Origin of the sequence: Kineococcus sp. R86509, assembly GCF_042466365.1 — a bacterium.
GTDB lineage: Bacteria > Actinomycetota > Actinomycetes > Actinomycetales > Kineococcaceae > Kineococcus.
Window position 1 is genome coordinate 5,112,572 of sequence record NZ_JAXHCE010000001.1, and the last position, 14,415, is coordinate 5,126,986.

Below are 14,415 nucleotides of genomic sequence, written 5' to 3' on the forward strand. Positions count from 1 at the left end.
TGGAGGGGGGCGTCGTGATCCCGCTGGCGCGCCCAGGAATGCCGAACCGGTCCTGCGCCCGCGGCGCCCTCGAGCGCGCCGGTACAGATCTGCCCGCCTCGCGCAGCAGGCGCGCCGCAACAGCCTGTAGGGCTGGTTCCCCGACGACGCCGGCAGGTACGTCTACCTGGGTTAATCCCAAGCCCTAGCGGTGTGAGACATCTTGGAAGACATGAAGGTATTGAAGTTGCTGCGATGAACGCCTGACCTGCCGTTGCCGGCGACACTGCTGGCGATATTGCTGGCAACTCGGCGTGAACGGGTGCGGCACCGCACCGAGCAGGGGAGGCGCCGCCGGGGTGGCGTGCGCTGAACCCGACGGAGGCCACGCCATCCCTCTTGGGCCACCCCATCCGCCGCGCCACCACGTGCGGTGCGACATCTGCGCAGGGGAACCGGCATAGGTCACTATGTGCAGGACCCGGTGCGAACAAGCCCGGTCCAGGGGCCGCGGTCGCGAATGTGGCTACAGCGTTGGGTGAGGGTGGTGTCGGAGTCGGTGACAGCTACCGGCCCCTGGGCGCGGGGCCGCCAGCCGCGCTCGAGGCAATGCGACCAGGGATGAGCTGAAGCAGGTCAGATGCTTCCGCCCATCCCTGGCCAGCCTCGCTCAGGTCCTCAGGCGTAGAAGCCGCGGTGGGCGCCATCGATCACCGCGTCGGACGTGATGGTCACCGTCTCGCGCAAGGTCAGATCGTTCGAGGAAGTACCCACCATCAGGTCCACCTCGCCCGCCTCCACCCGCCACCGCATGTCCGCGTCGAGGAACGCCAGTTGGCTGACCTGCAACGCGAAGTGGACCTCCGTGCTCTGCCCAGGCTGCAGGTCGACGCGCCGGAAGCCGGCCAGCTCCACCACCGGACGCGAGATGGAGGCGAAGCGGTCACTCACGTACAACTGCACGACCTCCACCCCCGCCCGCTCACCGATGTTCGTCACACGCACTGTGACGTCGAGGGTGTCCCCGGCCTCCACCTCACGTGCCGAGAGGACCAAATCGGTGTGAGCGAAGGTGGTGTACGACAAACCGAAGCCGAAGGGATAACGCGGAGTGTGGGGTGCATCAACGTACTCCGCGAAGCCGACGCTGCCACCCTGGTGCCACGCGGAGCCGTGCGGGTGGTTGTAGTAGACCGGCACCTGACCGGCGCTGCGGGCGACACTGACCGGCAACCGCCCGCTGGGACCGTGAGCACCGGTCAAGACGTCGACGATGGCCTCAGCGCCGCCCTCAGCCGGGCTCCACGCCTCCACCAGTCCCGCTAGGTGCGCATCGGCGGCGTCACTGGAAACCGGGCGCCCATCCAGGTGCACGCCGACCAACGGCTTGCTCAGGGCGGCGAGCTTGACGATCAGCTCCTCCTGGCAGCGTGGCAGGTTGATGTTGGTCGCATCGATGCCCTCGCCCATGGACGCAATCGAGGCTGTCCCGTGCTTGCCACCCAAGGTCAGCAGCACCACGTCGGCGTCCGCGGCGAGCGCGAGTGCCTCCGCGTGGGCGGAGTCGTCGTCTCCGGCGATCGGGTACCCATAGGCCCAGCTCACCTCGGTGTTGGGCAGGCGGTCCTGCAACTCCTGCAGCAGGGTCTTGATGCCCGGTTGCTGACGCTGCAGCAGTTCTTCGAAGACGGGACTGTCGGAGGCTTCGATGGAGGTGCCGGGGACGGTGCTCGTGATCGTCCGCGCGTCCTCACCGGACGTGGTCAGCCCCGCCATGGAGGAGTTGACGGCGAGCTTGCCTTCGGCCATCGAGTAGTGGGTGTAGCCACCGAAGAAGAAGCGAGCACTCGCGGCGTGACAGCCGATCACCGCGATCCTGCGCAGCCCCGGGCGTAGGGGAAGCACTCCGTCGTTGCGCAGCAGGACCAGCGACTCCCGAGCGGACTGTACGGCCAGTTCTGTGTCTGCGGCCACGCTGAAGGTTCGGTTGCGTTCCTGCGGTTCGGTGGCGAAGGGGTGTTCGAAGAGGCCCATGCGGAACTTGGCGGTGAGGACCTCACGGACGGCCCGGTCCAGCAGTGCGATATCGGCGCGGCCTTGCGCGAACCTCTCCCGCAGCGGGCTGGAGTAGCCGTAGGGGACGTGCTGTTCGATGTCCATCCCCGCCCGCAGAGCGGCGAGGCCGGCGTCAGCGGGGGAGGGCGCGACGCGCTGGACGGTGTGCAGGTTCTCGATCGCGCCGTAGTCGGAGACCATGAGGCCGTCGAAGTGCATTTGCTCGCGCAGCAGTGTTCTCAGCAGGCGCTGGGACGCCGACACCGGTTCGCCGCCGACGGAGTTGTAGGAAGGCATGATCCCGCGCAGCCCAGCCACGGTGATCGCGGCTTGGAAGGGCTTGCCGTACACCTCCTGTAACAGGCGGTCGGGAACGTCGCAGTGTGCACCGTGGATACCGCCTTCGGTGTGATGGGAGCCGACGAAGTGCTTGGCCACCGCCTCCGTGCGCCGTCCGGCCTCGTCTTGGTCCTGGAGGCCCCGGGTGAGGGCTACTCCGAGGGCTGAGACCAGGGTGGGGTCCTCGCCGTAGCTCTCCCCGTGTCGCCCCATGCGGGGGTCGCGGGTGACGTCGAGGACGGGGGCGAAGGTGTGGGTGATGCCGAGGGCTCGTTCCTGCCGGCCCACCACTTCGCCGATCCGTTCTTCGAGGTCGGCGTCGAAGCTGGCCCCGCGGCCTAGTCCGGAAGGGAAGCTGGTCGCACCGGGAAGGTAGGCCCCGCAGAGACCTTCCATGTGGAAGATTGCCGGGATCCCGTATCCGGAGGCCACCATCGCCTGGGACTGGACGTCGCGCTGGAAGGCCGCCACTTCCTCCAGGGTGAGGGCGGCTCGTGCCTCTAGGGCGGAGACGACACCGAGGCCATGCGGGTAGCGCTGAACGAAGTCGGCCGTCTGCGTGATGTCGGAGGGGAAGTAGCAGGAGACCTGAGCCATCTTCTGGTCCAGGTCCAATTGAGCGAGTAGAAGGTTCGCGCGCTCCTGCGGCGTCAGGCGCTGGTTCATCCATGGCCTCGTCGTGCTGGAGGGCATGCCTTGTCCTTCCCCTCGTCGTGTCGGAACGGGGGTCGGGGCCCGAACCGGCTGACGGCAGCAGGTACCTGCCGTGCCGGACGACTAGGCGCCGGACTTCGTGAAGCGCCACACATTCTCGTGCAACGTTCTACGTCAGGTTACTTGCTCGCCGCGTAGGCCGCAAGCATTCAAGCTCGACACGGGGAGCATCCCTTGGCGTCCCGCAACCCTGCAAAGCCAGTGCCGGCCCGAGCCTTGCTAGCTGGCTGCTGCGCATCGGTTCTCGTGACTTCCTGCTCTCGTCGGTGTTTCCACTGACCTCACCAGCTTCCCTGTGCCCTCGCTGAGCGTGGTGTTCGCAGACCTGCTCCTACTGGCCGTAGGCGACGCCGGTGGGGCTACCCCGCACGTGGTAGATCGATCAGACGCTGGGGCCTCGGGTACCGCAAGGGGTGGAGCAGAAGTTGATGCCTGCAGACGATGTAGAACGCCAGTGCAACGGCCACCGTTGAGGCATGGCTGAACAGGACACCACCCGCGCAAACATCACCCGCGCAAACATCACCCAGGTTCTCGGCCTCGACGGCCGGCGGCAGCGCGCAGCTGTCGTGCTCAACCCGACCAAGTTCACTGGCGTCCACGACCTGGCCGTGTTGCACCGCGAGGTGTCCGCGGCATTGGCGCGGTGCGGCTGGACCCTGGCGCTGTGGTTGCCAACCACGGCCGAGACGCTGGGACGGGCAGAGACCCGATGCGCGGTGGCGGCCGGTGTCGACGTCGTACTCGCCGCCGGTGGTGACGGGACGGTGCGAGCCGTCGCCGGGGAGCTGCTGGGCAGCGGTGTGGCGCTGGGGATCGTCCCGGTCGGGACGGGCAACCTGCTGGCCCGCAACCTCGGCATCCCGTTGGACGACGTGTCGGCGGCAGTGCAGGTCGCCTGTGAAGGTCCGCGCGCTCGACTCGATGTGGGGCGTCTGGAAGTCGACCGGGACGGCGACGGCCGCCACGTCCGCGAGCACGTGTTCCTGGTGATGGCCGGCGCCGGGTTCGACGCCGCGATGATGGCCGGCGCCGGTACGCAGCTGAAGCGTCGTTGGGGTCACGCCGCCTACGTCATCTCCGGGGTGCGTGCCCTGCGCCGGGCCCCGTCGGTCGTGAGCGTGCAGGCCGTGGACGCCAACGGCTGGACTGAGGGCCGCACGCGCAGCGCGCACGGTGTCGTGGTCGGCAACTGCGGCCAGCTGACGATGGGCCTGTCGCTGCTACCGGGCGCCGACCCCACCGACGGCTTCCTCGACGCCGTCGTGCTGCTGCCGGACACGCTCCTGCAGTGGGCACGGGCGGCGGGGTCCCTGGTCTGGGGCCGCGGACGCCCCCAGCCGCTGCTGCCGCGTCTTCGCTCTCGCAGCATCGAGGTCAGCAGTGATGTCGCTCTGCCGGTGCAGGTCGATGGCGATGTCGTCGGTTCCGCCCGCCGGCTGCGGCTGAGCACGGCCGCCGCGGCCCTGAGCGTCTGCCGGCCGGACGCGGCCGGGGCTCGGGCGCACGACGGGATCGAGCTGAGCCTGGCCAGCTGACCCAGCTAGATGATCCCGACCAGATCACGCTAGCTGGCTGGACCACCGCGACTAGCGGGATCCGCCGCTAGAGGTGAGGTGGTTCTCGTAGGCGAAGATCACCAGCTGGGCCCGGTCGCGGGAACCGGTCTTCATCATGGCCCGGTTCACGTGGGTCTTGACCGTGGCGGGACTGATGAACAGTTCCCCGGCGATCTCGTCGTTGGACAGGCCGGTGGCGACGAGGGAGGTGATCTCCCGCTCGCGGGGGGTGAGGTTTTCCACCAGCTTCACCCGCGCCGCAGGTGGGACCGGTTCGGGCTGGGAGAGGAAGCGGGAGATCAGCGCGGTGGTGGCGACCGGGGACAGCAGACGCTCCCCCGCCGCGGTGGTGCGCAGCGCTTCGAGCAGGTCGCCGGGGTCGACTCCTTTGCCGAGGTAGCCGCTGGCGCCTGCGCGCAGGGCCGCGACGACGAGGTCATCGGTCTCGAAGGTGGTGAGGATGAGCACCTTGACCCCGGCCAAGGACTCATCCGCGGTGATGCGGCGGGTGGCCTCGATGCCGTCGACGCCGGGCATGCGGATGTCCATCAGCACCACGTCGGCGCGGGCGGCGCGGGCCTGGGCGACGGCTTCGGCGCCGTCGGCGGCTTCGGCCACCACCTCCAGGTCGGGTTGGGCGTCGATGAGCAGTCGGAACGTGCTGCGCAGCAGGGCCTGGTCGTCGGCCAGGACGATGCGGATGGTCATCGTGGGGGGGTCTCCCTGGGGGTGGTTCGTCGAGGGCGGTCGCTTCGGTTCGTTCGTCCGCGCGGTCTGTTGCGTCGGTCTGTTGCGTCGGTCTGTTGCGTCGGTCTGTTGCGTCGGGGTGAGTCGCGGCTGCAACGCTGTGCAAGTCGAGGCCTGCGTCAGGAGGCGGCTGTCGAGACGGTCGCCGGCAGGTGGGCGGTGATGCGGAAGGTGCCTTGGTCTCGGTCGATGTCCAGGGAGCCTCCGGCGGCCGTGGCCCGTTCCCGCATGCCGATCAGCCCGTGCCCGGTGCCCACGCCGCGATGCCCGGTGGCCTCGGCGGCGGTGGTGTCGTTGCTCACCCGTACCTCCAGGGCACGGGCTGACCAGGTCAGGTCCACCTCGACGCCGGTTGCGGGGGCGTGCTTGGCCGCGTTCGTCAGCGCCTCCTGCACGATGCGGTAAGCGGCGATGTCGGTCTGCGCGTTCAGGGCGAGGGGTTCCCCGTGCTGGTACGCCACGATCGTGCTGCCGCTGTCGCGGTAGCGCTGCAGGAGTGCGGGTAGATCGGCCAGGCCGGGAGTGGGGTGCCTCTCGGCCGGGCCGGTTGCGCCCGCTCGATCCGACGGCTTACCGTCCTCGCTGCCGTCCTCGCTGCCGTCGAGATCTTCCTCGGGGTCGTCCTGGCGCAGCAGGCCGACGGTGGCGCGCAGCTCGTCCAGCGCCTGCCGGCTGTGCTGGGTGATGTCGTTGAGCGCCTTCTCCGCCGCGGCGGGGTCGGTGCGCAGGAGGTAGGCCGCGACACCGGACTGGGCGTTGATGAGGGCGATGTTATGGGCCAGGACGTCGTGCAGGTCGCGGGCGATGCGCACCCGTTCGGCGTTGACCTGCCGTCGTGCCTCGGTGAAGCGGTCTCGTTCGGCACGCACGGCGCGGTCCTCCATCAGGTGCAGTCGTTCGCGGCGATCCCGCACCAGTAGGCCGAGGCCGGCGGAGAAGGCGGTGAGGTTGACCGCGAAGGCTGTGGTGTCCAGATGCCCGGGCCGCAAGGCCACACCGGTCAGGAACTGCGACGCGCCGGCAACCACGGCAATCCCCAAGCCCCGCCGTAGCGGTGAGCGGGCGGTGACGGAGTAGGTGGCGACCAGGACGGCGACGGGAATGGCGGTGAACTGCACCGGTCCCCACAGGGGGATCTCCGCACTCCACAACTGCTGGGCTGCGATGGTGCCGCCCAGCGCCCACCGGGGGTGGGGGCCCAGCAGTAGCAGCGGCAACCAGGTGAAGACGGCTAGGGCCGTGGTGAGCCAGGTCAGGTGCCAGCTACCACCATCGGCGAGGCTGGCCAGCACCACGGTCGCCGGCAGCGCGAGGAGAACGACCAACCGCTCATGAGAGGAGCGGCCCCTCACCGCGAGCCGGTGCGCCGCACTTGAGGCCTGTATCTCCCCGGGTGCCTGCGCCGGCTCCTGCTCTGATGCGTGTGCCGCTACCCTCGAGCCGCCCGCAGCCGCGAGGTCCGGCCCCGGCATCTCAGAGGTCATCCCCTGCTCCCCTCTGCTCGATCCTTGTTGCACCGCTGAGCCAGTTCGCCTCGTTGGCACCAGGGCTCGTACCGCTGCGGCCCATTCCCACCCCTAGTTAGCATCCCTGCTCGAGACGTCTGCGCAGAGCACCCCTTGCGCATCCGCAGGATGCGCAAGGGGTTCTTTCGTCGTTCACCATGACCGGGTCGTCCGCTGCGACCGATCGATCAGCAGCGGGCTTACCGCGCGTCGGTGCCGCTGGTTTCCTCGGTGCGTCCGGCCGGACGAGCGTCGTGGTGGCCGCGGCTGATCGGCACGACCGCACCCGCGTCTGCACCGAGCTGGGTGCCCGTGTCCGCACCCTCGATGGAGATGCGCGGGGTGATGCGCTCCGCCCAGCTCGGGTAGGCCCAGTTGCGGTCCCCGATGAGGTGCATCAGCGCCGGGATGATGGTCAGGCGGAGGATGAACGCGTCGGCCAGGACGGCCACTGCCAGCCCGACGCCGATCTCGGCGACGATGCGCTGCCCCGCGAAGCCGAAGGCGGCGAAGACGAAGAACATGATCGCTGCAGCGGTCACGATGACCCTGGCCGTCTCGGCCAGTCCGACCCGCACCGCGCGGGCGTTGTCGCCGGTGCGGGAGTACTCCTCGTGCATCCGCGAGACCAGGAACACCTGGTAGTCCATCGAGAGCCCGAACATGATCCCGATGGTCAGTACCGGTACCAGCGACTCCACCGGCGCCGCACTCCCGAGCTGGAGGACCCCGGTCAGACCGCCCCACTGGAAGGCGGCGACCAGCACGCCCAGGCCGACGGCGAGGGTGAGCAGGTTGCCCAGTGCCCCCACCAGCGGGACGACGATGCTGCGGAAGGCGATGACCAGCAACAGGAAGCCGAGCAGGGCGACCAGGCCCAGGAAGAGCGGCAGCTTGGACAGGACGTCCTGGGCGCTGTCGATCGAGCTGGCGGTGGTCCCGCCGACCAGGACCTGCAGATTCGAGCTCCCGGAGTTGACGCCGGAGTTGACGCCGGAGCCGGCGACGGTGGCGGGGATGACGTCCTCGCGCAGCGCGGTGACCAGGTCGGCCGTCGCCTCGGTCTGGGCGCTGGAGGAGGGGGTGAGGGTGATCGCCGACACGCTCTGGCCATCGGGTGTGGTGCCGGTGGCGACCGGGCTGACCGCGGCGACGTCGTCCACGGAGGTCAGGCGGGTGCTGAGGTCGGTGAACGCTTGCTGCGAGGCGGCGTCGGGGGTGGCGGCCACCAGGGACAAGGTGGCGTCGACGCCGTCGCCGAAGCCGGCGCCCATGAGGTCGGCGTACTCCCGGCTCGCGGTACCCACCGGGTCGCTGCCGGCGTCGGAGGAACCCAACCGCAGGGAGACCGCCGGGGAGGCCAGGACCACCATGACCAGCAACCCCAGGACACCCAGGCGCTTAGGGGCGCGCTGCACCAGTGCGGACCAGCGCTCGGCCAGGGTGGAGCGGGTCGGGGACGAAGAGAGGGGAGTAGCGGGTCCGGCGGCCAGCTCGCGTCGCTGGCGGCGGGAGAGGACCCGCAGCCCGATCAGGGACAGCAGAGCCGGCAGCAAGGTCGTCGCGGCGGCCACCGTCAGCAGCACCGCCAGCGCCGCACCGCGGGCCATGCCGGTGAGGATGTCGATGTCGACGACGACGACACCCAGCAGGGCGATGATCACGGTGGCCCCGGCGAAGAGGACCGCCCGCCCGGACGTGTTCAGCGCCTCGGAGACCGCGTCGTGGACGCTCTTGCCGCCCATCAGCGCCTTGCGGTGACGGTTGACGATGAAGAGGGCGTAGTCGATGCCCACGCCGAGCCCGACCAGGGCGCCCATGGTGATGACGTTGCTGGACAGGTCGGTCACGTGCGAGAGCAGGATCAGGAGGAGCAGGGACGTGGCGACCCCGACGATGCCGGTGATGATCGGCAGGACCGCGGCCCACGCAGAGCGGAAGACGAGGAGCAGGATCACCAACGCGGCGAGGATGCCGACGCCTTCGGCGGCGCCGCCGGCGGCGGGCTGCTCGGTGAAGACCTGGCCACCGACGGCGACCTGCAGCTGATCGCTGTTCAATCCCGCGGCGATGTCGCGGATCGCCTCGATGCTGTCGGTGGAGGTGATGGCGACGGTGGCGTAGGCGGTGCCGGCGGAGGCGTTGAGCTGCGTCGCCGCCGTTTCGGGCTGGGTGTAGGGGTTGGTGACCGCCGCGACCCCGGGCAGGTCCGCGATCTTCGTCAGCGCGGCCGACACTTCGGTCTGCACCGCGGGGTCCTGCACGGAAGCGCCGTTGCTGTGCCAGACGATCTTGCCTCCTCCGTTGCCGGAGGGGAGTCCTGCTGAGGCCATGAGGCTGCTGGCCCGGCTGGACTCGGTGGCCGAGCTGGAGGAGGCGTTGGTGAAGCCGTCACCGGCGCTCAACGCACCTGCGGCCAGGGCCACCAAGGCGAGGACCCAAGCCCCCACCACGTACCAGCGCCTCTTGGCGCACCACCGAGCGAGCGCAGTCATCAGGGATCCTTCTTCTAGAGCACGACGAGACTCCTTCATCGTCGTCAGTTCGACTCCCGGGGACATCGGCTCAGCGCGGTGACCGCAGGTACCGCAGCCGCGGTACACCGGTGTTGGCGGATACGTCGCTTGCTGCACCGTCGTCCCGCGATGCTCGCCCCCCAACCATCCGGGTCGTCGTTGACGTCACTTCATCCGTGGCACAGTCGAGCATCGGGTCGACGACGCGTTGGGTATGACGGCTGTGCTGCGCCCCGGACATTCGCAGCTCATTACCTTGTTCGGTGACTGCGTTCTCCTTGCCGGACGCGTACTTCATGGGATGACCGTGCGGTGGCGGAGTTTGTGCTGGCGGCGTCCGTGGTCCAGCGTTCAGTCAGGTCCGCCTCGAGGCCGGCGGTGGTCGGTGGCGGTGGTCGGTGGCGATGAAGGGATCGGTGTGGAGCTTCAACTGCAGATAGGGGGCGCTGTCGAGGTGTGCCAGGCGGTGCTCTTCGACATGGACGGGGTACTGGTCGACTCGATGGCTTTGATCGAGAACCAGCTGCGGCAGTGGGCTCTGCAGCGCGGAGTGGACCCGCAGTTGGTGGTGGACCTGTCCCCGGGCCGGACCAATGCCGAGCTGGTCGCGCTGGTGGCACCGCACCTGGACGCTGTGGCGGAGGAGCGGCTGCTGCTGGAGCTGGAGGTGTCAACGGCCGGTGAGGTCGCGGCGTGCCCAGGGGCGTTGGCTCTGGTGGCTCAGTTACCGGTCGGGTCGTGGGCGGTGGTCACCTCGGGGAACCGCCCGGTTGCGCAGGCTCGGTTGCGGGCGGCTGGTTTTGGTGTGCCCGGAGTACTGGTCACTGCCGATGATGTGACGGTGGGGAAGCCTGATCCGCAGGGGTATGAGATGGCTGCGCGTCTGCTGGGGGTCGCTGTCGAGGCGTGTGTGGTGGTGGAGGACGCGGTAGCGGGGCTGATGGCTGCGGCGGCTGCCGGGATTCGTGCAGTGGCGGTTCAGGGGACGGGCGATGTGCTCGATGCACCGCATGAGCATGCTGTGGAGTCGCTGGAGCAGGTGTCGCTGCGCTGACGCTGCCGTATCGGTGTCGATCGACGTGGCCCTCGCGGTGTGCGGCCCCCGCCCGGCGCCCATCGCCCTTCGGCATGTCAGGCCGGTGACGTCCCCGGAGTGGTGTAACTCCTCGCGCGTAAAGCGCTGCGAATTCCGCCCATGCCGTGAGGGCCCCGGGTCGTGTCGAGCGGCGTGTCCGTGTCGACGTCCATGCGCAGCGCGGGTGTCGCTAGGAGAGCCTGTCAAGACTTCTGTGTAAGTGACTGTTGAGTTCGTCAGTTGATGTGACCATCGAGACGGTCGGGGAACATGAGTTCGAGCTGGTTCAGCGCGATCTTCCAGCCGTGGGTGCCGGCACCCTCGATCAGTTTCGCTGGCCCTGAGCGCTGGTTGGCGGGCTTGCCGCGGTCCTTCTCCCGCGCCCGAGCCCGCTTGTCCTCGATATCGCGGATCGCCAGCCACAACAGCTTCACCGCCGCGTCGTCGGAGGGGAAGTGACCCCGATTCTTGATGATCTTGCGGAGCTGGTAATTCAACGACTCGATCGAGTTCGTCGTGTAGATGACGCGACGGACGGCCGGCGGGAAGGCCAGGAAGGGCGTGAACCGTTCCCACGCCCGCTCCCAGACCGCGACCGCCGCGGGGTACTTCCGGCCCATCTCGGAGTCGGTCAGTTCCTCAAACGCCGTGCGAGCGGCGTCGACGTCGGCGGCGGTGTAGACGTCCTTCAGCGCGCGGGAGAACACCTTGCGGTCCTTGTCGCTGACATAGCGGTTGGCGGCCCGGATCAGGTGCACCACACATGTCTGGACGACCGTGCGAGGCCAGGTCGCCTCGATCGCCTCGGGCAGACCGGGCAGCCCGTCGCAGCAGGCGATGAGGACGTCCCGCACGCCCCGATTCGCCAGTTGCGCGCAGACCGAGGCCCAGAACTTCGCCCCCTCACTGGCATCGACCCAGATCCCCAGGACGTGCTTCACGCCATCGGTGTCGACGCCGATCACGATGTTCGCGTGGCGGTTACGGACCTGCCCGCCGTCACGGACCTTCACCACGATGGCGTCCAGGAACAGCACCGGCCACACCTCATCCAAAGGGCGCGACTGCCAGGCTTTCACTTCCTCCAGGACCGCGTCGGTGATGTTGGCGATCGTCTCGTGGGACAGATCTGTGCCCAGGGTCCGGGCGAAGTGGGTTTGGATGTCGCGCACCGTCATTCCACCCGCGTAGAGGGAGATGATCTGCTCCTCCAACCCACCCAGGCGGCGGGCGCCCTTCGGGACCAGGCGAGGTTCGAACGTCCCGGCTCGATCCCGCGGCGTGGCCAGCGGGATGTCCCCGACTTCACTGGCGACGGTCTTGAGGGTCGAGCCGTTGCGGGAGTTCGCCGTTCCTCGACCCGCCGGGTCGCCCTTCTCATAGCCCAGGTGGTCATCGAGCTCAGCGGCCATCCCGCGTTCGAGGACGCGGCGGATCAGTTCGGGCAGGAACCCGCCTTCCCCGGTCAGCGCGACCCCGCCCTGACCGGCCTGGGCGATCATCTGGTCGATGACGTCGTCACCGAGGAAGTCCCGGCGCAACGCGGCGGCGGGGGTCTGCTCGCGGGGGTCTGGGCGATGCTTCGGCACCGGGCCAGCCTGCAGCTGCTGCTCAGCGCTGTCGAGTGCCTGCCACAGCCGCTCAGCCTTGGTCGTGTCCGTGCTCATCGAGGTCTCCTTCCGCCGGCTTCACGCCAGCGTGTCGGCAACGCCCCTTACACAGACCATCTGACACGCCCCGCTAGGACCGTCGGCTCCGGCGGGGTCGGCAACGCCATCGAAGTCTCCGACAGGTAACGCCGTTCCCTGGACTAGCACTCATCGTGCGCCTCGATCAGCATGCAGCCGGCCAGACGCAGCAGGGCTTCGGCGTTAGGGAAAACTGATGGTGTCCGGTGAAGCGGGTCAAGCTCTGGCCGCTTCGCCGTCGCATCGGCCGGTTGAGCAGACCTGACTCTACGAAGCTGTGCGGTGGCCGCCTCCTGCGGCTTTCGCCGAGTACATGGCAGCGTCTGCAGCCCGCACGAGATCGTCGATGCGGAAACGCGGGGTCTCACTCACCGAAGGTAGGTCTGTCCCGGTCAAGACCATCTTTGGTGTTCGACGTCCGCCACGGACCGAGGTAGGGCCACCGTTGGCCCTCGTCGGGGGCGTGGCGGGTCTGCTCGCGATGCCGACGCTGGCCGATGCCAGAACAAAATGCTCGCCGACCTGTCGAGGTGCAAGCTCCCTGACGATGTCGGCGGCGAGTGCCGCGGCGGTCTCCGCGGTGGTGTCTGGGAGCAGGACGACGAACTCGTCGCCGCCCAGGCGCGCTGTGATCCCCGACGCTCCAACCACAGACTGCAGGCGTAGCGCGGTGTCGCGCAGGAGCAGGTCGCCGACCTGGTGTCCCAGGGTGTCGTTGATCCGTTTGAACCCGTTGAGGTCCAAGATCATGACGACGACCGCCTGCCGATCGTCCAGGTTCGTCGCCTCCTCGAAGAACGCTCGACGATTGGGTAGTCCGGTGAGTTCGTCGACGAATGCCGCTCGGCTCCGCTCCAGCAGTGACATCAGGGTCTTGATGACGACCGCCAACTTCGTGGCGACCGCAGCGAGAGCGAGGACCTCGAAGACGAGGGCGACCGTGGCCGCACGGGGGTGCGAGGTCCGGAAGTAGGCGGCCACCATCGTCAAGGTGAAGACACTGAGGGGCGCCGCCAGGTTCGCCCAGCCCAGATCGGTGGCGGCTATCGGAGCCGGTGCCGGCGACCAGGCCGTGTGCACGAGGAGGACGAGGGAGACAAGACGTACTACTGCCGCAGCGCCCAGTGCCCACGACGGGATCGAGACAAAGGCTGTCGTCGGCATTGGTGCACCGGCGAAGTGGATCGAGTCCAGCACTTCTGCGACGAGCGTGAGCGCGAAGGCCACGAAGAGTTTCGGGAGTCTGGGGTCGCAACGCCAGCCCACGAGATGGCAGTTCGCCGCCGCGAAAGCCGTCAAGACCAACAGCAGCACGGGGCGCGTCAGCCATGCCCAGGCGGCAGTCGCGGGCATGGCTGCGTCGTGCAGGGCGGGGACAGCGGTCACGGCTAGGATCGCCCCGAGGCCGAAGACGCTGGCGATACCGTCGAACCAGGCAGTGATGTGAGGCATGACGGCGCTGCGCTGGTAGTGCAGCATCCGCAGGTTCGCCCAGAACAGCACCGGGTAGACGAGAACACCCGTGCCCGCGACCACTACCAGCAGCGACGTCGGAGCTGCGGGCGTACCTGTCACTCTTGCCGCGAGGCTCTCGAGGATGAGCAACGTCTGAGGAGTGAGGGCCGCAAGCACCATGAAACCGATGAGCAGCGCCTGCCACGGACGTCCCGGCACTCGGTAGCGACGACCCGGCAGGAGGACGATCACCGCAGCCATCACCACCAGGCCCAGTGAGGCCACAGCGGCAACCACCGGAAGGAACCGCGACACCATCGTGGCGGCCAGTCCAAGGAGCCCGGTGAGGCCCAGAAGGGTCACTCGCACCGGCGATTCTCGCCACGCAGCGAGGAGAGGACGCCCGACCACGTCACGGCGGGTGTCCCGCTCGGTGCCTGGGTCGGCGGTCCTGGCCACGATGCTGCTCTCCGGGATCGTTGTGTGACGACGTCACGACGGATCGAACTGTGCGCTGTGCTGTCGTGGACTATCGACCGGACAGCGGATTATCTGGACTCCTTCAGCTTCTTCTCACCCAACCGCGGACGACTGGACACAGTCGGTCACAGCGGCCGGCTCGCTTCCCTCGCGGTCGCTGATGCACCCACGTCATGGAGGGGGGAGGAGCGTGCCTGTTGCGTGGCCCATCACCTCGACTTCGTTGAGGGTCGGACCTCTCAAGAGCAGGAGACGACTGTGAAAGGTGCCTGTCTCGGCGAGCTGACCACTCGTGCGTCAGGA

9 protein-coding genes are annotated in these 14,415 nt (G+C 68.5%); 2 read left to right on the top strand and 7 right to left on the bottom strand.

What is annotated here, in order from left to right:
• Positions 1 to 657 precede the first annotated feature (657 nt).
• Entirely contained in the window at positions 658 to 3,039 is a 2,382-nt protein-coding gene (locus SJY07_RS24940; RefSeq protein WP_380161962.1) for a glycoside hydrolase family 3 N-terminal domain-containing protein, read from the bottom strand.
• 524 nt (positions 3,040 to 3,563) lie between these two features.
• Here SJY07_RS24940 and SJY07_RS24945 point away from each other — a divergent pair.
• The gene (locus SJY07_RS24945; RefSeq protein ID WP_380161964.1) at positions 3,564 to 4,625 is read left to right on the top strand and encodes a diacylglycerol/lipid kinase family protein; all 1,062 of its coding nucleotides are present in this window, start codon (positions 3,564 to 3,566) and stop codon (positions 4,623 to 4,625) included.
• 51 nt (positions 4,626 to 4,676) lie between these two features.
• On the opposite strand, the gene SJY07_RS24950 is transcribed toward SJY07_RS24945, so the two are convergent.
• The 4 genes from SJY07_RS24950 to SJY07_RS24965 all read right to left on the bottom strand — a co-directional run bounded on the left by SJY07_RS24950 (position 4,677) and on the right by SJY07_RS24965 (position 9,712).
• Positions 4,677 to 5,354 carry a response regulator gene (locus SJY07_RS24950; RefSeq protein ID WP_380161966.1) on the bottom strand — a complete coding sequence of 226 codons (678 nt, stop codon included), beginning with the start codon at positions 5,352 to 5,354 and terminating at the stop codon, positions 4,677 to 4,679.
• A 158-nt stretch (positions 5,355 to 5,512) separates the two neighbouring features.
• A complete protein-coding gene (locus SJY07_RS24955; RefSeq protein ID WP_380161968.1) occupies positions 5,513 to 6,718 on the bottom strand; it encodes a sensor histidine kinase in 1,206 nt (401 codons plus the stop codon).
• A gap of 380 nt (positions 6,719 to 7,098) precedes the next feature.
• A complete protein-coding gene (locus SJY07_RS24960; RefSeq protein WP_380161970.1) occupies positions 7,099 to 9,393 on the bottom strand; it encodes an MMPL family transporter in 2,295 nt (764 codons plus the stop codon).
• Between the two features lie 70 nt (positions 9,394 to 9,463).
• Positions 9,464 to 9,712 (bottom strand): hypothetical protein, encoded by a 249-nt coding sequence (locus tag SJY07_RS24965; protein ID WP_380161972.1) that lies wholly within the window; start codon positions 9,710 to 9,712, stop codon positions 9,464 to 9,466.
• An 87-nt stretch (positions 9,713 to 9,799) separates the two neighbouring features.
• Between SJY07_RS24965 and SJY07_RS24970 the strand changes: the two genes are divergently transcribed.
• Positions 9,800 to 10,468: an HAD-IA family hydrolase gene (locus SJY07_RS24970; protein WP_380161974.1), complete on the top strand. Its 669-nt coding sequence runs from the start codon at positions 9,800 to 9,802 to the stop codon at positions 10,466 to 10,468.
• 257 nt (positions 10,469 to 10,725) lie between these two features.
• On the opposite strand, the gene SJY07_RS24975 is transcribed toward SJY07_RS24970, so the two are convergent.
• Together SJY07_RS24975 and SJY07_RS24980 are read right to left on the bottom strand one after the other, a co-directional pair.
• Positions 10,726 to 11,991, bottom strand: a complete 1,266-nt coding sequence (locus SJY07_RS24975) for an IS256 family transposase (protein ID WP_380162526.1) — start codon at positions 11,989 to 11,991, stop codon at positions 10,726 to 10,728.
• 453 nt (positions 11,992 to 12,444) lie between these two features.
• Positions 12,445 to 13,995 (bottom strand): diguanylate cyclase domain-containing protein, encoded by a 1,551-nt coding sequence (locus tag SJY07_RS24980; protein ID WP_380161976.1) that lies wholly within the window; start codon positions 13,993 to 13,995, stop codon positions 12,445 to 12,447.
• Positions 13,996 to 14,415: the final 420 nt, after the last annotated feature.

Bases quoted from the DNA above. Each gene is read 5' to 3' on its own strand.
- SJY07_RS24940 (WP_380161962.1), bottom strand. From the start codon at position 3,039: ATGAACCAGCGCCTGACGCCGCAGGAGCGCGCGAACCTTCTACTCGCT.
- SJY07_RS24945 (WP_380161964.1), top strand. From the start codon at position 3,564: ATGGCTGAACAGGACACCACCCGCGCAAACATCACCCGCGCAAACATC.
- SJY07_RS24950 (WP_380161966.1), bottom strand. From the start codon at position 5,354: ATGACCATCCGCATCGTCCTGGCCGACGACCAGGCCCTGCTGCGCAGC.
- SJY07_RS24960 (WP_380161970.1), bottom strand. From the start codon at position 9,393: ATGACTGCGCTCGCTCGGTGGTGCGCCAAGAGGCGCTGGTACGTGGTG.
- SJY07_RS24965 (WP_380161972.1), bottom strand. From the start codon at position 9,712: ATGAAGTACGCGTCCGGCAAGGAGAACGCAGTCACCGAACAAGGTAAT.
- SJY07_RS24975 (WP_380162526.1), bottom strand. From the start codon at position 11,991: ATGATCGCCCAGGCCGGTCAGGGCGGGGTCGCGCTGACCGGGGAAGGC.